The sequence below is a fragment of the Pectobacterium parmentieri genome, assembly GCF_001742145.1.
Classification (GTDB): Bacteria; Pseudomonadota; Gammaproteobacteria; order Enterobacterales; family Enterobacteriaceae; genus Pectobacterium; species Pectobacterium parmentieri.
Map to the genome: position 1 here is coordinate 1,565,181 of NZ_CP015749.1, position 20,551 is coordinate 1,585,731.

At 51.8% G+C, this 20,551-nt stretch carries 16 protein-coding genes; 7 read left to right on the forward strand and 9 right to left on the reverse strand.

What is annotated here, in order from left to right; genetic code table 11:
- The first annotated feature begins 46 nt into the window (after positions 1-46).
- Complete coding sequence (gene tus / locus A8F97_RS06925; RefSeq protein WP_025919092.1) at positions 47-982, forward strand: DNA replication terminus site-binding protein; 936 nt, start codon at positions 47-49, stop codon at positions 980-982.
- 63 nt (positions 983-1,045) lie between these two features.
- Here the strand turns inward: tus and fumC are convergent, their stop codons facing one another.
- A complete protein-coding gene (fumC, locus tag A8F97_RS06930; protein WP_033071506.1) occupies positions 1,046-2,443 on the reverse strand; it encodes a class II fumarate hydratase in 1,398 nt (465 codons plus the stop codon).
- Positions 2,444-2,682: 239 nt separating this feature from the next.
- Between fumC and manA the strand changes: the two genes are divergently transcribed.
- The 4 genes from manA (at position 2,683) to add (ending at position 7,739) form a co-directional block, all read left to right on the forward strand.
- Positions 2,683-3,855, forward strand: a complete 1,173-nt coding sequence (gene manA / locus A8F97_RS06935) for a mannose-6-phosphate isomerase (protein ID WP_033071505.1) — start codon at positions 2,683-2,685, stop codon at positions 3,853-3,855.
- 119 nt (positions 3,856-3,974) lie between these two features.
- Positions 3,975-5,525 carry a YdgA family protein gene (locus A8F97_RS06940; protein ID WP_033071504.1) on the forward strand — a complete coding sequence of 517 codons (1,551 nt, stop codon included), beginning with the start codon at positions 3,975-3,977 and terminating at the stop codon, positions 5,523-5,525.
- A 101-nt stretch (positions 5,526-5,626) separates the two neighbouring features.
- Positions 5,627-6,604 (forward strand): arsenic resistance protein, encoded by a 978-nt coding sequence (locus tag A8F97_RS06945; RefSeq protein WP_015730480.1) that lies wholly within the window; start codon positions 5,627-5,629, stop codon positions 6,602-6,604.
- A 121-nt stretch (positions 6,605-6,725) separates the two neighbouring features.
- Positions 6,726-7,739: an adenosine deaminase gene (add, locus tag A8F97_RS06950; protein ID WP_014699953.1), complete on the forward strand. Its 1,014-nt coding sequence runs from the start codon at positions 6,726-6,728 to the stop codon at positions 7,737-7,739.
- A gap of 96 nt (positions 7,740-7,835) precedes the next feature.
- On the opposite strand, the gene A8F97_RS06955 is transcribed toward add, so the two are convergent.
- The 8 genes from A8F97_RS06955 to A8F97_RS06990 all read right to left on the reverse strand — a co-directional run bounded on the left by A8F97_RS06955 (position 7,836) and on the right by A8F97_RS06990 (position 16,939).
- Positions 7,836-8,294 (reverse strand): SgcJ/EcaC family oxidoreductase, encoded by a 459-nt coding sequence (locus A8F97_RS06955; RefSeq protein WP_014699952.1) that lies wholly within the window; start codon positions 8,292-8,294, stop codon positions 7,836-7,838.
- A 282-nt stretch (positions 8,295-8,576) separates the two neighbouring features.
- Positions 8,577-9,638: a DUF1176 domain-containing protein gene (locus A8F97_RS06960; RefSeq protein ID WP_082218623.1), complete on the reverse strand. Its 1,062-nt coding sequence runs from the start codon at positions 9,636-9,638 to the stop codon at positions 8,577-8,579.
- 277 nt (positions 9,639-9,915) lie between these two features.
- Entirely contained in the window at positions 9,916-10,905 is a 990-nt protein-coding gene (locus A8F97_RS06965) for a bile acid:sodium symporter family protein (protein ID WP_015730477.1), read from the reverse strand.
- 117 nt (positions 10,906-11,022) lie between these two features.
- Positions 11,023-12,069, reverse strand: a complete 1,047-nt coding sequence (locus A8F97_RS06970; protein ID WP_014699949.1) for an oxidoreductase — start codon at positions 12,067-12,069, stop codon at positions 11,023-11,025.
- Between the two features lie 116 nt (positions 12,070-12,185).
- Positions 12,186-13,118 (reverse strand): arabinose operon transcriptional regulator AraC, encoded by a 933-nt coding sequence (gene araC / locus A8F97_RS06975; protein WP_014699948.1) that lies wholly within the window; start codon positions 13,116-13,118, stop codon positions 12,186-12,188.
- 212 nt (positions 13,119-13,330) lie between these two features.
- Positions 13,331-14,317, reverse strand: a complete 987-nt coding sequence (araH, locus tag A8F97_RS06980; protein ID WP_005968627.1) for an L-arabinose ABC transporter permease AraH — start codon at positions 14,315-14,317, stop codon at positions 13,331-13,333.
- A gap of 18 nt (positions 14,318-14,335) precedes the next feature.
- The gene (gene araG / locus A8F97_RS06985) at positions 14,336-15,859 is read right to left on the reverse strand and encodes an L-arabinose ABC transporter ATP-binding protein AraG (protein WP_014699947.1); all 1,524 of its coding nucleotides are present in this window, start codon (positions 15,857-15,859) and stop codon (positions 14,336-14,338) included.
- Positions 15,860-15,955: 96 nt separating this feature from the next.
- The gene (locus A8F97_RS06990; RefSeq protein ID WP_005968631.1) at positions 15,956-16,939 is read right to left on the reverse strand and encodes an arabinose ABC transporter substrate-binding protein; all 984 of its coding nucleotides are present in this window, start codon (positions 16,937-16,939) and stop codon (positions 15,956-15,958) included.
- Positions 16,940-17,313: 374 nt separating this feature from the next.
- On the opposite strand from A8F97_RS06990, the gene A8F97_RS06995 reads away from it, so the two are divergent.
- Positions 17,314-18,999, forward strand: a complete 1,686-nt coding sequence (locus A8F97_RS06995; protein WP_025919085.1) for a ribulokinase — start codon at positions 17,314-17,316, stop codon at positions 18,997-18,999.
- 37 nt (positions 19,000-19,036) lie between these two features.
- A complete protein-coding gene (gene araA, locus A8F97_RS07000; protein WP_033071502.1) occupies positions 19,037-20,542 on the forward strand; it encodes an L-arabinose isomerase in 1,506 nt (501 codons plus the stop codon).
- The last annotated feature ends 9 nt before the right edge of the window (positions 20,543-20,551 follow it).

The window sequence follows — 20,551 nt, forward strand, 5'->3', positions numbered from 1 at the left end:
TTATGAGTATAAATATAGGTATGTTGTAACTAAAATAGATTTAATGATGAATCGCTACGCGCTAATCGAACGCATGAACCACAGTTTTCGAACGTTGGAGACTAAGTTGGCCTTGATGCAGCAACAGTTTTCTACGTATCAACTGCTGGCGGGCCGCGTTTACTCCCTTCCCAATGTGGAAAAAGGAACTGAGCATGACCCTATCGAACACATAGCCGTCACGCAGGATGTTGGACTGAAGGCTAGAGATAAAGGGCTAGCGCATTTTCAGCGTTTGTTCATTCATCATTATCCGGAAACGCTCAGCAGCAAAAGTGCCATTCGTTTACCGGGAGCACTCTGCTTTTCCGTAAACGCAGCACAATATCAGCAAGCACAGTCGCTCATCGCGGAAATTAATGCACTTAAAAAGGAATTGGAACAGATTATTACCGTTGAATCAGGGCTAGAACCGGAGCAGCGCTTTGAGTTCGTCCACACACATCTGAAAGGGTTGATCACGCTTAGCGCTTACCGCTCGTTGACGCTAATAACAAATCCGGCATCAGTCCGCTTTGGCTGGGCGAATAAGCACATTATCAAGAATATGGCGCGAGGGGAGCTGCTGGAGAAACTGACCAGAAGCCTGAACGCAGCAAAACATGCGACACCGTATACCAAAGCGCAATGGCTTGAGCATGTAGAACAGGAAATGGATGCCGTATTGCAATTGCCGGAAGATGCCGTCCTGAAGATAAAACGTCCGGTAAAAGTGCAGCCTATCGCACGTGTGTGGTATCCCGAGCAGCAGAAACAGGTTCAGCACCCCTGCCCGTCTCCCCTACTCGTGCTTTGTCAGCAAGAGTCTGGAGGCGATGTGCCGGTTATCGGCGAATTGAATCCTTACGATGCCAACAACATCAAACACAAACACAAACCGAAAGCGGCCGAACTCCGCCTGCTTATTCCTCGTTTGCATCTCTATACCGATGCGCCGGAATGAAAAAGAAAAAGCCTGCGGATAGATATCGGCAGGCTACGTGATAAAACGCTAACTACAGCATCATTAGTTCTTCAAGCTACCAACCATCTCTTGCGGTCGGACCCACTCATCAAACTGAGCTTCGGTCAGATAACTTAGTTTGAGCGCAGCCACCTTCAGGGTCAGTCCTTCTTTATGCGCTTTTTTAGCAATTTCTGCTGCCTTGTCATAGCCGATATGCGTGTTCAGCGCAGTCACTAGCATCAACGATTCGTTCAGTAGTTGATTAATACGATCGCGATTCGGCTCAATCCCTACCGCACAGTGCTCATCAAAACTCTTCATACCATCAGCCAGCAGGCGAATCGATTGCAGAAAGTTATGAATGACCATTGGGCGGTACACGTTTAGCTCAAAGTTACCGGAAGCCCCGCCAATATTCACAGCAACGTCATTACCCATCACCTGGCAACACAGCATTGTCAGCGCTTCACACTGAGTCGGATTGACCTTACCTGGCATGATGGAACTGCCTGGTTCGTTTTCAGGAATATTCAGTTCACCAATGCCGCAGCGCGGGCCAGAAGCCAGCCAGCGCACATCGTTGGCAATCTTCATTAACGATGCCGCCAGCCCCTTTAAGGCACCATGTCCATGAACCAGTGCATCACAGGTCGCCAGTGCTTCGAATTTATTCGGCGAGGTTACGAACGGTTGACCGGTTAATTGCGCCAGTTCCTCCGCCACACGCACCGCATATTCAGGATGCGTGTTCAACCCCGTACCAACAGCAGTACCGCCCAGTGCCAACTCGCAAATATGCGGCACGCTGTTTTCGATATGCTTCAGGTTATGCTGCAACATCGCCGCCCAGCCGGAGATTTCCTGCCCTAGCGTCAGCGGCGTGGCGTCCTGTAAATGTGTACGACCGATTTTGACGATATCCTTAAATTGCTCAGCCTTCGATGCTAGCGTCGCGTGCAATGCTTTCAATTCAGGAATCAGATGTTCGTTGATCGCAACCACAGCCGCCACATGCATCGCCGTCGGGAACACATCGTTAGAACTCTGACTTTTGTTGACATCATCGTTTGGATGAACCAGCCGTTTGTTGCCACGCTCGCCTCCCAGTAGTTCACTGGCACGGTTAGCCAACACCTCGTTCATATTCATATTACTTTGCGTGCCAGACCCCGTCTGCCAAATCGCTAACGGGAATTCTCCTGCATGTTTTCCTGCCAACACTTCGTCCGCTGCCTGAATAATCGCATTTCCTCGATCGGCTGGCAGAAGCGTGAGATCCATGTTGACGCGGGCCGCTGCACGCTTGGTTTGCGCCAGCGCATAAATCAGCGCACGCGGCATTTTTTCTTCAGAAATACGGAAATGTTCCAGTGACCGTTGCGTTTGTGCTCCCCATAAACGTTCCGCAGGAACATCGATTGGCCCCATTGAGTCTTTTTCACTACGCGTCGTGCTCATTACCTTTCCTCCTTAAAACACAGATTCAAATAGTAGAAGACATCGAATCACATCGCTGGGCCTATTCTGATAACACTGACTGGCCTATAACACTTATTGCGTCTACTAACACGGTCTGGCATCGCGCTACATAAAACATTACCATGAAGCAAAGAAGATGCAGTGTATTCATAATCATTCAAGTAGTTAGCAGCCAATATCACAAAAATTAACAATTAATGTAATAGCAGAGAGCCAACATGCAAAGAATGCTCAATTGTGTCCAGCACTATGGCTGGGGCAGCAAATATGCCTTAACTGAGCTATATGGCATTGATAATAAAAATGATTTACCGATGGCAGAACTGTGGATGGGTGCGCATCCCAAAAGTAGTTCGGCGGTTATTGATGAAAAAGGCAACACCTACAGCCTACGTGAGATGATTGCCGAAGACGCGGCTGCCCACCTTGGCGCAACGATCGCGCAACGTTTTGGCGAATTACCCTTTTTATTTAAAGTACTGTGCGCAGAACAACCACTTTCTATTCAGGTTCACCCGAGTAAATCAGCGGCAGAACAAGGCTTTGCGAAAGAGAATGCAGCAGGTATCGCGCTGGACGCGGCCGAAAGAAACTATAAGGATGCCAATCACAAACCAGAATTGGTCTACGCGCTAACGCCTTTTCAGGCGATGAACGGGTTTCGAGAATTATCTGAAATTGTGCACCTACTGGAGCCAGTTGCCAGCGCGCATCCGTCAATCGCCGCATTTTTACAACAGCCTGACGCGAAAAACCTCGCCATGCTGTTCACCAATCTGCTGAGTATGGAAGGTGAGCAAAAATCTCGCGCGCTCGGCGTATTGAAAGCCGCGCTAAACAGCCAAAATGGCGAACCCTGGGCCACCATCCGCGCAATTACCCACTATTATTCCGATGACAATGGGTTGTTTTCCCCGCTGTTGCTGAACGTTATTACACTTCAACCCGGCGAAGCCATGTTCCTGTTTGCTCAAACGCCACATGCCTATCTGAAAGGCGTGGCATTAGAAGTCATGGCTAACTCGGATAACGTGCTGCGTGCGGGGCTAACGCCGAAATACATTGATATTCCAGAGCTACTGGAAAATGTGGTATTTGAAGCCAAACCCGCAAACCAATTACTGACGACGCCACACCGACAGGGTAATGAACTGAGTTTCCCTATCCCTGTTGGCGATTTTGCTTTTTCACTGCATGAACTGAGCCAGAATCCACAAACGCTCAGCCAAAACAGTGCTGCTATTGTATTTTGCGTTGACGGTCATGCCGTCCTACAAAAAAGTGAGCAGCGACTCTCGCTACATCCAGGAGAATCCTGCTTTATTTCCGCCAGTGAATCACCGATAACGGTTGAGGGACAAGGGCGTCTCGCTCGCGTATTTAACCGATAACGCGCTCCTTACACGGTTGTTACACGTGTATAGCGTTGAAATTTACCCGTGTATTGCATTAAAAGTTATCTACGTTCTGCGTTGAAAACGCGCATTTTTTTACTAAAGGATGAATAAAAATGAAGAAGTCGTTAGTCGCCGTAGGCGTTATTGTTGCTCTGGGCGCCATCTGGACCGGCGCATCCTGGTACACCGGTAAGCAGTTAGCTCAGCAGATTGATGGTTTTACCGATACGTTGAATACACAAATTAAGCAAGCCTACCCGAATGCAGGGTTGAAAGTCGTTTATCGCGACTATCAGGGTGGCGTATTCAGCAGCACGCTAGCCTATGTGTTACAGAGCGATGGCACAGCAAAAGGCACACAATTCCTTGCGCCCGGTGAAGAACTTGTCTTCAACGAAACCGTCTCTCATGGGCCGTTCCCGTTGGCACAGCTCAAGAAATTCAACCTCGCACCAGCGATGGGCTCTGTCCATACCGAGTTGGCTAATACGCCAGCCGTCAAAGCCTGGTTTGAACTGACTAAAGATAAGCCGTTCTTTACGGCCGAAACCCGCGTCGCCTACAGCGGTGATACGCAGTCACTCATTACGCTGGTGCCGATCGACCATCAAACGCCAGAACAGAAATTTTCCTTCAGCGGTGCGGATATCTTGTTGGACATCGGGCATGACCTGCGCAGCAGCAAGATAGATACCACAATCAGCAGCGTGAAGATGGAAAGGAAGAATGCCTGGGGCCAGACAGAAAATGTCGATGTCACCGATTTTTCCATCAAGGGAACCAATCAAAAAGGCAAATTCGACCTTGATTTAGGTGATGGCGCCCTGTCCCTTAAATCCATGACGTTTACCGTAGAAGGTGGCGAGCCCGTTAAACTCAACAACTTCTCTCTGCAAAGCAGCGCGACAGAAGATGACAAAAATTTGGCAGCCAAAATAGCCATTACGCTGGATTCCTTAATTATCGGAGACCGCAATCTGGGCTCAGGTAACGTGAACATGTCTATTTCGCAGCTTGATGGCGAAGGCACGAAGCAATTCCTCGCCGCCTATCAGGCAAGAGTACAGAAACTGTTGCAAGACCCGAGCACGATGGACCCCGATACTTATCAGCACGACGTTGCCATGTCTGTTCTGCAATATCTGCCACAGTTGCTGAAAGGCAATCCGAGCGTTGAAATCTCTCCAATCAGTTGGAAAAACAGTAAAGGCGAAGGGACATTCACGCTGGCGCTGGATTTAACCGATCCGTTGCAGAGCACCGATAAAGCCGCTGACGCGGCGGTATCGGATGAAGAAAAAATCATTCGTCAGTCGGTCAAAAAGCTCGATGCGAAGCTCAATGTCCCGTTGGATATGCTGGCAGAGTTAATGATACAAGCAGGGCCGAAACCCGCGAACGATGAAGAGCAAAAGCAGGCGACAGAAATGGCGCAGCAGCAGGCAAAGATGATGGCGGATATCGGCCAAATGAACCAGTTGAGCGTCACAAAAGACAACGCAATTACCAGCTCACTGCACTACGCTGATGGTCAAATTGACTTCAACGGCAATAAAATACCGCTAGCCGACTTCATCGCCCCTTATTTCGCCGTTCCCACGGAAGAAGGTGAAGAGTCTCTGCCCGGTGCACAAGAAGAACCCGTTACGCCACCGGTACAATAAGCCAGTTCTCGGTAGTCTGACGCGCTAAAACACACGGTGGTCGCCCTTGCAGCCACCGTTTTTTCTGTCCTACCTCTTCTGCTTGATATCGAGATAACATCATGCCCGCGTTGAAATCCTTCATGGAAGCCCATCAGGTCGCGATCTATTTTTTTGCCGTGATCGCGGCGGTGACAACCGCCCTGGTGTTGCCAGAAACGGAGCAGTTGGATGTCGTGATTAATCCCGCGCTGGCGCTAATGCTGTTTGTCACGTTCCTGCAAGTTCCGCTGACCACGATCGGAAAAAGCCTCACCCAGGTTAGATTCATCGGCGCACTGATCGTTGCCAACTTCATCGTGATCCCCTTGCTGGTCGCAGTGCTGTTGCCCTTTCTCCCTGCTGAACCGTTGTTGAAACTGGGTATTCTATTGGTGTTACTCGCACCTTGTATTGACTACGTAGTGACATTCGCGCATCTGGGCCGCGCCGCTGCCACCCGCCTGTTGGCCGCTACGCCCATACTATTGATGCTGCAAATGCTGGCGTTGCCCTTCTACCTGACGCTATTTCTCGGCCATGATGCCGCAGGGCTCATCGTCTTCGCCCCCTTTATCGATGCATTTATCTGGCTGATTGCCCTGCCTTTAGCGCTAGCAGCTCTTCTGCAATGGCTTGCGCCACGTCAGCTTACGATAGCGACATTGACGGAGGTATTGGGCTACCTGCCTGTTCCGGCTACCGCATTGGTGCTGTTTATCGTGGTGGCTGCGGTCATTCCACCGTTACGCGCCACTTGGGCCTCGGTTTTATTCGTCGTGCCGTTTTATCTGCTTTTTGCACTGTTGGCACCGTTGCTCGGTTGGTTCACTGGTCGCATGTTCCGACTGGATTCTGCCGGCGGGCGGGCGGTGGCGTTTAGCGCCAGCACGCGTAATTCGTTGGTTATTCTACCGTTGGCATTGGCAATACCGGGGGCGTTACCGCTACTTCCGGCCGTGATCGTCAGCCAAACGTTGGTGGAGTTACTCAGCGAACTCATCTATATCCGGGTTATCCCGATGTTGAACGCCCCTATAACAGGACAAAAAAGACAATAACAGAGGGATATTGTGCAACGATCGTCCAAAACACTTGAGTTTTAGCGGTAACAATTAGCTATTTACCACGATTTCTTTTTATACTTTGTCGCACGAAAAACAGTAATCAGATAATAACATTATGATTGATTCATTCCTGCCATTGACGGACATCCACCGCCATTTGGATGGCAATATCCGTGCCCAGAGTATTCTGGAACTCGGACGCCAGTTCAATATTGCGTTACCAGCCAACGATCTTGAGGCCCTTCGCCCTCATGTTCAGATCACTAAAAATGAGCCAGACTTACTGAGTTTTTTACAAAAGCTCGACTGGGGTGTGGCCGTGCTCGGTTCGCTAGACGCCTGTCGCCGTGTCGCTTACGAGAATGTTGAAGATGCCATGAAGGCCGGGCTGGACTACGCCGAGCTGCGCTTCTCTCCCTACTATATGGCGATGAATCATAAGCTGCCGATTGCCGGCGTTGTTGAAGCGGTGATCGACGGTATTACCGCAGGTAGTCGTGATTTCGATACCGACATTCGCCTGATTGGTATTATGAGCCGGACATTCGGCACAGAGGCCTGCCAGCAAGAACTGGATGCGCTGTTATCCCAACGCGATCGCATCGTAGCGCTCGATCTGGCAGGTGATGAACTGGGGCACCCAGGTGCGCTGTTTACTTCTCACTTCCAACAAGCCCGCGATGCTGGCTGGCACATCACCGTTCACGCAGGGGAAGCTGCCGGGCCGGAAAGTATTTGGCAGGCGATTAATCATCTGGGCGCTGAGCGCATCGGGCATGGCGTTACTGCGATTATCGATCCTCATTTGATGACGCACATGGCAGAGAATGGAATTGGTATTGAATCCTGTCTGACCTCCAACATCCAAACCAGTACAGTGGAATCACTGGATAAGCATCCGTTGATCCACTTCCTGCGTTACGGCATTCCAGCCACCATCAACACTGACGACCCTGCGGTTCAAGGCATTGAAATCCGACATGAATATGAAGTTGCAGCCCCCCTTGCTGGCCTGACGGCGGTCGAAACCCGTAAAGCGCAGGAAAATGGCCTGAACATTGCGTTTATCAGCGAGCAGGAAAAGCAGCAACTGCGCGAAAAGGTTCTGCGCAAACGCGGTTCTGCCTGATTACAGTGACGTCATGTCGTCACTTCTGCCTACCTTCACATGAAAAACGGCTAACTATCGTTAGCCGTTTAGTACGAATTTATTACAGTTGATCACTCAATCCTTCGGCGTTGCCGACGAATGGTGTGAGCTGATCAACCACTGCTTCCCGTCCCAAATGTAGGTGTAAGTAAAGCGCGCTTTGGCCTCACTTCCATCACCAAATGTGAAAGTGTAGGTTCCCGTGTCAACTGCGTCATTACAGTCGATACGGATCGTGCGGGTGTCAATTTTCCCAACTGGTTTTTTCGCTAGAAAATGCTCGAAGTAATCAATACGCTCCGCGTCATTCGTGCGCGGTTTACCCGATAATGTCGGTAACAACACAGCATCTGACGCATAATTTTTGTTAACTTTCTTCGCATCACCGGTTTGCAACGAGGCATTCCAGCGGTCAAATAACGATGCAATCTGTTTTTGATCGGTTTTCACACAGTCCACATGCTGAGCTGCCTGCACGGATGCAGAAGCCAACGTCCCTAGCATCGCTAAAGTTAACACCGCTTTTTTTAACATATTCCCTCGATCTCAAAGACTCATTATCACCAACTGTGCCCTGCTCTCGACAACGAATGTCGATGAGCCAGCATTGTTATAACGTACTGGATCGGGGAAGTGATACAGTTTTGAAACTATCACTGTAATAGACTATTTAATTTATTTCTAAATGGTTACAGATGATAATGCCCCTCGTCGTGCGAGGGGCAGAAGACCAATCTTACGGAAACGGAAGGCTGAATGGCCTACTCGCGCTCATTCGGCTAGCCAGGCGTACTTAAGCTACCTTGCTCAGGTTTTTCATTGCTCTTCGAGGCTCGACTTAGTACGCCACAGGACTGGCCAATAGGCCTGATCCAGTCCCATACACGTGTTCATTTGGGCTGCACGCAGCAACGTGAAACTATTGCCGTTATAGCGCCAGCGCAGCGAGGTACCACAGCCTCCCATGCCCATCGCAAGCGTATAACTGCTCAGCTCACCAGTGGTGGGGTTAAATTCGACGTAACCATGGGGCAGCATATACGGAAAACGTGGCACCTCGGCAATCTGCGCCGTGCGCGCTTGTTCAGGGTGGTTTAAGGGGGTCTGATAAATACTGTAGGCACAGTTGTATGCCCCACAGCTCGTTTCGATGATTACCAGTGCTTGATCTTCACTCAAGGCGAATGTTTCTGCTTTTGGCGGAGTGCCTTCAACCAAATCCCCCTGCCAATCCTTACGAGTTGCAGCAATCACCGCATCTGCTATCTCTTTTGCCCTTCCCTGGGTCAGGGCCGCGGGTGTATACCAACTCGGCAACGGCGGTGCGGCAGGCGGTTGCGGTACACTGCTACCTGGCACTTGTCCCTTGGCGATCAGTGCGTCCTGTGTACCAACCCGCCCCTGAACCGAATCCATCAGCAAAAGAGACGCGCTCATCCCGTTCAGCGAGGCAACGGAGGTACCGCCCTCGATGGGCAATATCAATTCCTGCCCGTTACGTAATTCTTCGATCAAGGACTTGGCGTCCGTTCCGGTCAATGCGAAAACCTCGGGGACATCGCCTTCTTTCAGTTCGCCAGGCCCAAATCGATTTTTTATCGGCTTACCATCGAGCGTTGGTTGGCCACGAGGGGCGTTGTAGCTAAACACCCCCACCCGTAAGGTGCCCTGCGGGCCGGCTTTACGCGTTACACGCAGGCTGAAAGTCATGATACCGATGTCGTCGCGTATTGGGACGGCACCGATGGCAGTGCATTCACGTGTGTTATCACAGCCAATAATCCAGTCCTTGATGTCAAGATCCAAGGGGACGTCTTCGGCGGCGTTGACACTGCTAATGCCTACGACCATAAGGAATATGAGGGTGTATCGAATCACAAACGGACTCCTGTAGTACCAGCAAAAATCTTAGAACCGGTTCAGTTTATCTGAACAGTTTCGGGCGTTTTGTTAAGCGGATTTCTGCCTCGATTATGCTGCATCCCTTTTTGGTGTCAGCGCGTTGAAGTCAGCGTGATCCGGCGTCTGCTGGTCAAGGGATTGTCCGTACAGAGCGAAAACAGCGCTAGGCATCAGGCGTTATCCACGTGCAATTACTTCCACGGCTGATTTTTGCGCCCCTCGCGTTATATCGCGAGGGATCGATAATATCTTACTAATGAGACGTATCTTGTTCTTTCGTTATCCGTTTGGCATAACGCTGTGCCAGCGCGGCGCACACCATCAATTGAATTTGATGGAAAATCATTAACGGCAGCACCATCGCGCCGACAGCGGCCGCAGGAAACAGCACGTTTGCCATCGGAATCCCATTTGCCAGGCTCTTTTTCGAACCACAGAAGACAATGGTGATTTCATCGGCGGTATTAAAGCCCAGCTTGCGCGCAGCCAGCGTATTCACCACCAGCACAATCGTTAACAGCACCATCGAACAACCAACCACCGCCAGCAGCGACCAACCGTTGATCTGCCCCCAAATTCCCTCAACCACTGCCTCACTAAAGGCGACATACACCACCAAAAGAATCGATGACCGGTCAGTAATATTAATCAGCTTACGGTGACGTTCGACCCACTTGGCAATCAACGGACGTGACAGATGACCGATGACGAAAGGCACCATCAATTGCATGATGATGGAACCGATAGCGTGCAGCGTATCCGTTTCGCCCCCCTGCGTTTGCATCAGCAAACCGACCAGGATCGGCGAGAGAAACACGCCCAAAATGCTGGACGCAGACGCACTACAGATTGCCGCTGCCACGTTACCACCGGCCATAGAGGTATACGCTATCGCCGACTGCACCGTCGCCGGTAGCGCGCACAGATAGAGGAAACCAAGGTACAACGTCGGCGTCAGCACAATCGGTGACAGCAGACTCATGCCCATTCCCAGCAGCGGAAATAAAATAAACGTGCTGGCAAACACCACCAAATGCAAACGCCAGTGCCCCATCCCGGTAGTAATCGCTTCACGTGAGAGCTTCGCACCATGCATAAAGAACAGCAGAGCAATTGCCGCCGTTGTCAGGTACTCAAAGAAAACCTTCACGGAGCCTTCAGCAGGAAGAATCGACGCCGTCACCACAACCAGAATCAGAACCAATAAAAACTTATCAATGCGTAACCGTTGTAACCACCCCATGCCTGACACCTTTCCCCTAGCCTGTTATCAGCCCAATTGACACCCTAACAATACGGGCGATCCTAAGATCGCCCGTTTAAACAAAGTGTTAACTATCTGGAATAAAACGCAGTAAATCTAGCTATTTTTCAGCGTAACGGCTTTTTTCTGCTCATAGGAGAGCAATCCCAGCTCGATCAGTTCCATCACCTGAATGGCCTGATGCACGCTGACAGGGTTTTCACCTTTGCCCAACAGCGCATCGCGTACTGCCGCGTAATACGCCGGATAGTTACCCGGGATCGTTGCAATAGTTTGCTCTGCCGTGATGCCATCGCGGGACAGCGTCAGCACGCCATCACGCTTATCCTGCCCCCAATCAGCTAGCGGCGGACGTTCACCTGCTTTCAGACGATCTTCCTGTGGGTCGAGACCATATTTTACAAAGCTACCGCGCGTGCCATGCACGGTATAACGTGCGGAGGCTGCCGCCACCAGCATGCTGGCATGCAACACCACCCGGCGCTGCGGATAAATCAGCGTCGCGTGGAAGTAATCTATTGCCTTACTCCCAGGCCTCAACCGTGCCATATCTACCTGAATTGCCACCGGCAAACCAAACAATTCCAGCGCTTGATCCAACAAGTGCGGCCCAAGATCGTACCAGATCCCACTACCTTCACTGCCGTCTTCACGCCAGCGTTGACGAACCTCGGGGCGAAAACGATCGAAATGCGATTCCATATACACCACATTTCCCAGCGTTCCCGCTGACAGTAGCTGTTTCAACGTCAGAAAATCGCTGTCCCAACGGCGGTTATGGAAAACAGAAAGCATTTTCCCGACACGCTCAGCAATCGCACCCAGCTCGCATGCTTGTGACAACGTCACTGTAAAAGGTTTATCGACGACAACATGCTTACCCGCTTCCAGCGCCAGTTTCGCCAGCGGGAAGTGCGTGTCATTGGGGGTAGGGATAACAATGAGGTCAATATCGGGATCGTTAAACAACGCCTGCGGGTCTTTCTCAACCCGCAAATTAGCCCAATCCGCATGCACTTTTTCAGCATTGCTGCTGGACACGGCCACCAGTTCCATCCCAGCCGTGCCTGCAATTAACGGCGCGTGGAACGTCTTACTGGCATAGCCGTAGCCCAGCAGTCCAACACGAACGGTCTCACTCATGACGATTCCCCTTAGCGTATTTTGACTTTGTGATTTCTCACTCAGTATATACCCGTCATCCGCCAGATTGCAGAGGGGGATCGCCGCCAGGGGAATCTAGCGCGTTTTTGTGTTCGTTAACTGCTCACAGCATGGGGTATCTGCTCTCCCCACGCGACGGGCAGCGTTTTGGCTGCCGGATAGTTGATTTCGCTGCTGCGGCGACGAAAATCGCTAGGGCTGACACCGACACGCTTACGGAATACGCGTGAGAAATAGAGCTGATCGTCATACCCCACCACGCGACCAATATTGGCGATGGATTCCTGCGTCGTCTGCAATAACAATTTGGCGCGAATCACGCGCTGATCTTCACGCCAGCGCAAAATATTAATACCCACCTGTTCGCGGAACAGATGCGCCAGCCGCGACGGCGACAGGCAAACGTGCCGCGCCACTTCGTCAATACGCAACTCTCCAGCCAGATTACTGGTAATAAACTGGCAGGCTTCAATCACGCGTGGGTCCATAATTTTCTGTGGGCTCTGTGGATCTTCTTCCATCGCTCTGAGCAACAGTCGTTCCAGCAGGTTCATACCCAGCTCTTCCGAGAAGCGCCGCCCGGAACGCTGCGTCTGCTCGATATTGGCAAACAGCCTGTCGAATTCCAGTAACAACTGGTTATTCGGCAAACTCATGCGCCCAATCCCGCTGCTTTTGGTGTGCCACTCCAGCCAATCTGCCCAGTAGGCGCGTGGTCGAAAATAGACCCAGCGATGATACCAACAGTCGCTGCTCGGTGAACGCCCATAAAAATGCGTCGATTTCGGCGGAAACAACAGTAGATCGCCGGGATTACAGAAAAAAGTTTCATCACCATCAAAAATCTGGCCCTGTCCTTTCATGGTGAGATTGATGATGTAGCCTTTCATGCCGTCAGGGCGATCGATAAAGAAATCGAGTGGCCCTTCTGCCAGAATCGGCGTCAAACCTGCAACGAGGTAAGCGTTGAACGAATATCCCGGCAACAGTGGATTAGGCTGAGATTCATGCGCCATACGGTGATACATCAGGCCTCCGGTACACGCTAGTAATGATAAGACGCGGCAGAATGACTTAGAGCCATCCCATTAGGACTATTTTATTTGCCATTTTGAACCTGGGCAGTGCTCAAAATCCTCACGTACTACGTGTACGCTCCGGTTTCTGCGCGCTGTCCGTGTCCAAACTGGCGGCACCAATAACGCCTACTGGGATAAGCTCTTACCTGCCGCACAGGCATTTATACCGTTTTCTTCGCCAGTTGTTTGTAGCGGTCGAAGATAACCGCCGCCAGCAGAATCAGGCCACGTACCACATACTGAGAGAACGGCGAGATATTTAGCAGGTTCATCGCGTTCTCGACCGTACCTAAAATCAGTACGCCAGCCACCACGTAGGAAATTTTACCGATCCCGCCTTTTAGCGATACCCCACCCAGCACACAGGCAGAAATAACGATCAGCTCATACCCGATGGACGTCATCGGCTGGCCGCTGGTCATGCGCGAGGCCAGAATGATCCCTGCTGCGGCGGATACCAGACCGGACAAGGCGAAGATGATAATCTTGGTGCGCACGACCGGCACCCCGGCCAAACGCGCGGCTTCTTCATTGCCCCCAATCGCCAGCGTATTGCGGCCAAACGTGGTTTTGTTCAGCAGCAGGCCAAACAGAATCATACAACCGATAGTGATCCAAATTGGCGCAGGCAAGCCCAGCCAGTTGGCATAGCCCAGTTCAAAGAAGCGCTCATCTTCAATCCCTACCGCTTTACCATCGGAAATGATGTACGCCAGGCCACGCGCAATCTGCATCGTCGCCAGCGTCGTAATCAGTGCGTTGATCTTCAAACGGGCAATCACGAAGCCGTTAAGCAAGCCGAACGCCACACCGAGCAGCAGCCCGGCACCGACGCCGATCCACAGGCTTTCACTGATGTTAATCACCACCGCCGTCGCAACCCCGGCGCAGGCAATAATCGAGGCTACCGACAGATCGAAATCACCAGAAGCCAGACAAAACAGCATCCCGCAGGCCACCATACCGGACATAGAAATTGCCAGCCCCAACCCTTTCATATTGATAAATGAGGCAAAGTTGGGGACAAAAATCGCACAACCAAGAAACAGCACGGCAAAAACCACCAGCATGCCGTAGTTATCCCAAATGCGGGACATTCCCATGCCATTTTTCTTCTTTTCTGAGGTTGCAGACGTAACCGTTGACATTATTTTGCTCCTTCGCGGTCAGGCAACCGCAGATTCGATATCGGGGGTTCGTAACATAGCCAGACTGAGCACTTTCTGCTCAGTGGCATCGCCATGCCGCAGTTCACCGGAGATGGCACCTTCGCGCATGACGATAATCCGATCGGCCAGTCCAAGCACTTCTGGTAAATCGCTGGAGGCAAATAGCACCGCGATCCCCTGATTCGCTAGTTCATAGATGACATGATAAATTTCGTGCTTCGCACCGACATCGATGCCGCGCGTGGGTTCATCGAGCAAAATGACCTTCATCTCTTCGGACAGCCAGCGACCAAGAATGGCTTTCTGCTGGTTTCCGCCGGAAAGATTCATAATCAGTTGTTCAGCGGATGGCGTTTTGATATTCAACGCATCAATGCGCTGCAAGGCGTTATCCACTTCCCACTGGTTATTAATAATAAAACCGGCTTTCAGGCTCTTACGTCTTGCGCTGATATTGATGTTGTCACGCACCGAGTGCACCGGAATGATACCGTCCGCTTTGCGATCCTCGGGGCAAAGCATCACACCTTGGCGAATCGCATCAATGGGAGAATTCACCACCAGCGGTTTACCATCCAGCAAAACCTGACCGCTGGTGATTTTGGTCGCACCAAACAGCCCTTTCATAAGTTCGCTGCGCCCCGCACCCACCAGACCAAATAGCCCGACAATCTCCCCCTGTTTCACGTTCAGGGAAATCGTGGATTTCACGCCCGGCGCTTTTACGTCTTTCAGCGTCAAGCGCTCTTCGCCGTGCGGACGCGGCGCGTAGCCATAGATATCCCCCAAGTTACGCCCTACCATCGCCTGTACCAGCGACTCATGGTTCACTTGCTGCATATCGTCAAACGTGCGCACATAGCGGCCATCTTTAAACACGGTAATGGCATCGCTCAGTGCAAAAATTTCTTCCATTCGGTGTGAAACGTACAAAATGATCCGGCCTTCACTGCGCAATTCCGTAATCACCCGGAAAAGTTGCTCGATCTCACGGGCAGACAGCGAACTGGTCGGTTCATCAAAAGCAATAATCTTGGCGTTACGCGCCAGCGCTTTGGCGATTTCCACCATCTGCCACTGCCCGATAGACAGGTATTTCAGCGGAGTATCAGGATCAATATCCAACCCCAGATGCTGTAATTGCAGTTTGGCTTCATAGCGCAGCAACGAATAATTCACCATGCCGTATTTATGCGGCAGTTGGCCCAGATAGATGTTCTCGGCGACCGTCATTTCCGGCACCAAATGCAGTTCCTGATAGATGATGGCAACGCCCGCATTCAGGGCATCCATCGTATTACTAAACTGTACAGGTTTGCCCTGAATGTGGATTTCGCCCGCTGACGGTGCATAGTTGCCGCTCAGGATTTTTAACAGCGTCGACTTGCCCGCCCCGTTTTCCCCCATCAATGCATGGATCTGGCCGGCATGGCAGGAAAAACTGATATCCGAAAGCGCCTTAACACCGGGAAATTCTTTACCGATCCCATGAAACGACAAATAGGGTGACTGTGCTGTCATGTCTGTTTCCTCATAACGATGCAGGTAGAGCGCGGATAACCTCGACCAGCGTCATGCTGACCGGCGTTATCCGCGTCTTTACGAAATCAGGCGTGATTACATCAGGCCTTTTTTCTCCAGTTCGACCTTAAAGTTGTCACGAGTGATCAGCACCACGTCGGTCACTTCGGTGAATTTCTCCGGCTCGACACCTTTGGTGACCCAGTCATTCAGCATCTGAATACTCTTATAGCCGTGAATATCCGGACTTGGCAGCAGTGAGCCAAAGAAGCCCGTTGCCTGACCTTTGGACAGTTCGCTCACCGCATCCACGCCGTTGATACCGATACCAATGACGTTAGCCGCTTTAAAGCCCTGTCCTTCCGTCGCACGAACGCCACCCAGCACGGTGTTGTCGTTCATACCGATAATCAGCCAGTTTTTCACGCCAGGATGCTGAACCAGCATAGAGTTAGCAGCGTCAAACGCGCCGGGGATATCGTTGGATTTGGTAGGCACCCGATAGATCTGTTTTTCTGGGAAGCCAGCCACTTTCAGCGCATCCATAGAGCCAGAAGTACGGCGACGAGCGGTGTCCAATTCATCAGCCGTAATCGCCATCACCGCCGTTTCATCCACTTTCCAGCCACGGTTGTTCATCTCTTTATACAGTTCCTGCCCCTGACGCTCGCCAATTTTGGTGGCTGCCATCATCACCAACGGCACCGTGTCCATCGGTTGGCCTTTGGCATTCACGAACTGGTCGTCAACCGCAATCACCTTAAGATTGTAGCTACGCGCCTTGGCAATAATGGCCGGCCCCAATTTCGGATCTGGGGTACAAATAACAAACCCTTTCGCTCCGCTAGCCGCCAGACTATCAATCGCGTTCAGGGTTTTTTCCCCATCAGGCACCGCAATTTTTATCACATCAAAACCAAGATCTTTTCCTGCCTTATCGGCGAATTTCCATTCGGTCTGGAACCAGGGTTCTTCCGGCTGCTTAACCAGAAACCCCAGCTTTAAGTTCTCTGCCATAGCTGATTGTGACATAACAGCAGCTAACCCGATTGCAGCCAGCGCCTTAGTGAATTTATGCATGATGTTCTCCGGTGTCATTATCTTTTCATTCGCCAGTGACGCTGAAGCGAATTCGAGTTCCTGGTAAGGGTATTTCCGGTCTGGATAAAGGAAAAACACAGACTTAGCGTAAATCCTTCACTCAGTAGCATTCAGACGCTTTATGTTTTAGTCGTTATTTTCGGTTCGAATATAGAGCTTTATCACATCCCGGAACAATGACAGGTTTGTGCATACATTTAGCAATTTTAACCAATCATTAACCTTTGACGAGCTTCACAAAATGGCTGCGGGCGACAGAAAAATACATACTTCCAGCTAACCGCTCCTAACCGCCTCTTCCTATCCCTGCCTATCGTAAACGTCAACGATCTGGGATTAATGAGGAGCAAAGCATGAGCGCGGGCGCTATTACGATTGGTCTCGACTTCGGCAGTGATTCGGTACGCGCCTTAGCCGTTGACTGCCAAAGCGGGAAAGAGCTGGAAACAGAAGTGGTCTACTATCCCCGCTGGCGTGAGGGTAAATATTGTCAGCCTGCCAACAACCAGTTCCGACACCACCCGCTGGACTATATCGAATCGCTAGAGCAGGCGATTAAGGTGGTGGTTTCCCGTCTGACGAACGAACAACGGCAGAGCATCATCGGTATTGGCGTGGATTCCACCGGGTCAACGCCCGCGCCGATTGATGAACAAGGCCAGATACTGGCGCTACGTCCCGAGTTTACCAACAACCCCAATGCGATGTTCGTCCTGTGGAAAGACCACACGGCAATAGAAGAAGCAGATGCCATTAATGCACTCTGTCATAGCGGCCAGTTCCCGGATTACACCCGCTATATCGGCGGCGTTTACTCATCCGAATGGTTCTGGGCCAAAATCCTCCATGTCTCACGTGAAGATGCGGCCGTGCGCCAGACAGCGGTTTCCTGGATCGAACTCTGTGACTGGGTGCCCGCCCTGCTTTCCGGTACACAAGCGCCTGCTGATATTCGTCGTGGTCGGTGCAGTGCTGGACATAAATCACTCTGGCACCCGAGCTGGGGCGGACTACCGCCGAAAGATTTCTTACATGCGCTCGATCCCTGCCTGACCGAGACATTACAGTACCCGCTGTTTACCGATACCTGGACTGCTGAACAACCCGTCGGCACCATCACCGCCGAGTGGGCACAGCGGCTCGGCATTCCCGACACTGTCATCCTTGCAGGCGGCGCGTTTGACTGTCACGTCGGCACCGTCGGCGCGGGCGCACAGCCCTATACGTTGGTTAAAGTGATTGGCACCTCCACCTGCGACATTCTGATCGCCGACGAAGACCGTATTGCCGATCGCACTATCGCTGGCATCTGTGGACAGGTAGACGGCAGCGTCGTCCCCAACTATATCGGTCTCGAAGCCGGACAGTCCGCCTTCGGCGACATGTATGCCTGGTTTGGGCGTGTGCTGGGCTGGTCGTTACAGGAAGCAACAAAAGACCATCCTGAACTTAAATCGTCCCTACAGGCGGTGGAAGCCAAGCTGTTGGAACGACTCACCCACAACTGGGCGGAAAACCCCACGCTGGATCACCTGCCTATCGTGCTGGACTGGTTTAACGGCCGCAGGACGCCGTTCGCCAACCAGCGATTAAAAGGCGTGATTACCGATCTCAATCTTGGCACCGATGCCCCTACGCTGTTTGGCGGTTTCATTGCTGCTACCGCCTTTGGCGCACGCGCGATTATGGAATGCTTTGAAGATCAGGGCGTCCCCGTCGAAAACGTGCTGGCACTGGGCGGCATCGCGCGGAAATCTCCCGTCATCATGCAGGTGTGTACCGACGTAATGAATCGCCCCTTGCAGATCGTCGCATCCGATCAGTGCTGTGCACTCGGTGCAGCGATCTTTGCCGCTGTCGCCGCTGGCGTTCACGGCGATATCCCAACCGCACAACAGCATATGGCCAGTGGCATAGAACGCACGTTGATGCCAGACAGCCAGCGCGTTGCCCGTTATCAACAGCTTTATGAACGCTATCAGCAGTGGTGCCACCTCGCGGAACCTGCCTATAGCCCAACGTCTACGGCAAAAAACTAATTTTTATCCCTCTGGGGATCACGTTACAGGAGTCATCATGGATCATTTTAAGCAGCTTGAAGTCTGGTTCGTCATCGGTAGCCAGCATCTCTACGGGCCGGAAACGTTACGTCAGGTAAAAGAGAACGCAGAAAACGTCGTCGCCGGTTTGAATCAACAAGCCAATCTGCCCGTTAAGCTGGTGCTGAAGCCGCTGGTGAAAACACCAGATGAAATTCTGGCACTGTGCCGCGATGCCAACTATCAGGATAACTGTATCGGCCTGCTAACCTGGCTGCACACCTTCTCCCCGGCAAAAATGTGGATTGGCGGCTTGAGCGTACTCAGTAAACCGCTGCTGCAATTCCATACCCAGTTCAATGCCGAAGTGCCGTGGGATACCATGGACATGGATTTCATGAACCTGAACCAGACCGCACACGGCGGACGCGAATTTGGCTTCATCGGTGCCCGGATGCGACAGGCACATCAGGTCGTGGTCGGCCACTGGCAGGATAAGAACGCCCATGCCCGCATCGGCAAATGGATGCGGGTTGCTGCCGCACTTCAGGAAAGCAAACAACTGAAAGTCGCGCGCTTTGGTGACAACATGCGCGAAGTCGCCGTCACCGAAGGCGATAAAGTCGGTGCACAGATCCAGTTCGGCTACTCCGTTAGCGCTTGGGGGCTAGGTGATTTAACCGCCGTTGTCGATGCCGTCTCCAAAGGCGATATTGATGCGCTGGTCGAAGAATACGAAACCAGCTATCAGTTGACAGACACCGTGAAACTTAACGGGACTAACCGCCAAAACCTACTGGATGCTGCCCAGATCGAACTCGGGATGAAACGCTTTCTGGAACAAGGCGGCTATCACGCGTTCACCACCGATTTTGAAAACCTATACGGTTTGAAACAACTACCGGGTCTGGCGGTACAGCGACTGATGCAGCAAGGATACGGTTTCGGCGGCGAAGGCGACTGGAAAACCGCCGCACTGCTGCGCATCATGAAAGTGATGGCTAGCGGTTTGCCGGGCGGTACCTCTTTCATGGAGGACTACACCTATAACTTCCAGAATGGTAACGATCTGGTCGTCGGCTCCCATATGCTGGAAGTCTGCCCTACCATTGCGAAAGAGCAGAAACCAATTCTGGATGCGCAACACCTTGGCATTGGTGGAAAAGCCGACCCTGCACGCCTGATTTTCTCCACGCCAGCCGGACCGTCTCTCAACGCCAGCGTGATCGACATGGGCGACCGTTTCAGAATGTTGGTTAATCTGGTCGATACCATCGAGCAGCCACGTCCATTGCCAAAATTGCCAGTTGCTCGCGCCATCTGGAAGGCGCAACCGTCGCTGGAGGTGGCGGCCGAAGCCTGGATCCTAGCCGGCGGTGCGCACCACACCGTCTTTAGTCAAGCGTTAGATCTCGACCACATGCGGCTCTACGCCGAGATGCAGAACATCGAACTGCTGGTGATCGACAACGAAACTCGACTCCACGAATTCAAAGACGCACTGCGCTGGAACGAGGTGTACTACAAACTATGTAGTCGCTAATTACACGCG

What these genes read in the sequence shown, in the direction of transcription:
- araA (WP_033071502.1), top strand. Translation starts at nt 19,037, where the DNA reads ATGGATCATTTTAAGCAGCTTGAAGTCTGGTTCGTCATCGGTAGCCAG.
- A8F97_RS06995 (WP_025919085.1), top strand. Translation starts at nt 17,314, where the DNA reads ATGAGCGCGGGCGCTATTACGATTGGTCTCGACTTCGGCAGTGATTCG.
- araC (WP_014699948.1), bottom strand. Translation starts at nt 13,118, where the DNA reads ATGTATCACCGTATGGCGCATGAATCTCAGCCTAATCCACTGTTGCCG.
- fumC (WP_033071506.1), bottom strand. Translation starts at nt 2,443, where the DNA reads ATGAGCACGACGCGTAGTGAAAAAGACTCAATGGGGCCAATCGATGTT.
- araH (WP_005968627.1), bottom strand. Translation starts at nt 14,317, where the DNA reads ATGTCAACGGTTACGTCTGCAACCTCAGAAAAGAAGAAAAATGGCATG.
- A8F97_RS06970 (WP_014699949.1), bottom strand. Translation starts at nt 12,069, where the DNA reads ATGAGTGAGACCGTTCGTGTTGGACTGCTGGGCTACGGCTATGCCAGT.
- A8F97_RS06945 (WP_015730480.1), top strand. Translation starts at nt 5,627, where the DNA reads ATGCCCGCGTTGAAATCCTTCATGGAAGCCCATCAGGTCGCGATCTAT.
- manA (WP_033071505.1), top strand. Translation starts at nt 2,683, where the DNA reads ATGCAAAGAATGCTCAATTGTGTCCAGCACTATGGCTGGGGCAGCAAA.
- A8F97_RS06965 (WP_015730477.1), bottom strand. Translation starts at nt 10,905, where the DNA reads ATGGGGTGGTTACAACGGTTACGCATTGATAAGTTTTTATTGGTTCTG.
- A8F97_RS06955 (WP_014699952.1), bottom strand. Translation starts at nt 8,294, where the DNA reads ATGTTAAAAAAAGCGGTGTTAACTTTAGCGATGCTAGGGACGTTGGCT.
- A8F97_RS06940 (WP_033071504.1), top strand. Translation starts at nt 3,975, where the DNA reads ATGAAGAAGTCGTTAGTCGCCGTAGGCGTTATTGTTGCTCTGGGCGCC.
- araG (WP_014699947.1), bottom strand. Translation starts at nt 15,859, where the DNA reads ATGACAGCACAGTCACCCTATTTGTCGTTTCATGGGATCGGTAAAGAA.
- tus (WP_025919092.1), top strand. Translation starts at nt 47, where the DNA reads ATGAATCGCTACGCGCTAATCGAACGCATGAACCACAGTTTTCGAACG.
- add (WP_014699953.1), top strand. Translation starts at nt 6,726, where the DNA reads ATGATTGATTCATTCCTGCCATTGACGGACATCCACCGCCATTTGGAT.
- A8F97_RS06990 (WP_005968631.1), bottom strand. Translation starts at nt 16,939, where the DNA reads ATGCATAAATTCACTAAGGCGCTGGCTGCAATCGGGTTAGCTGCTGTT.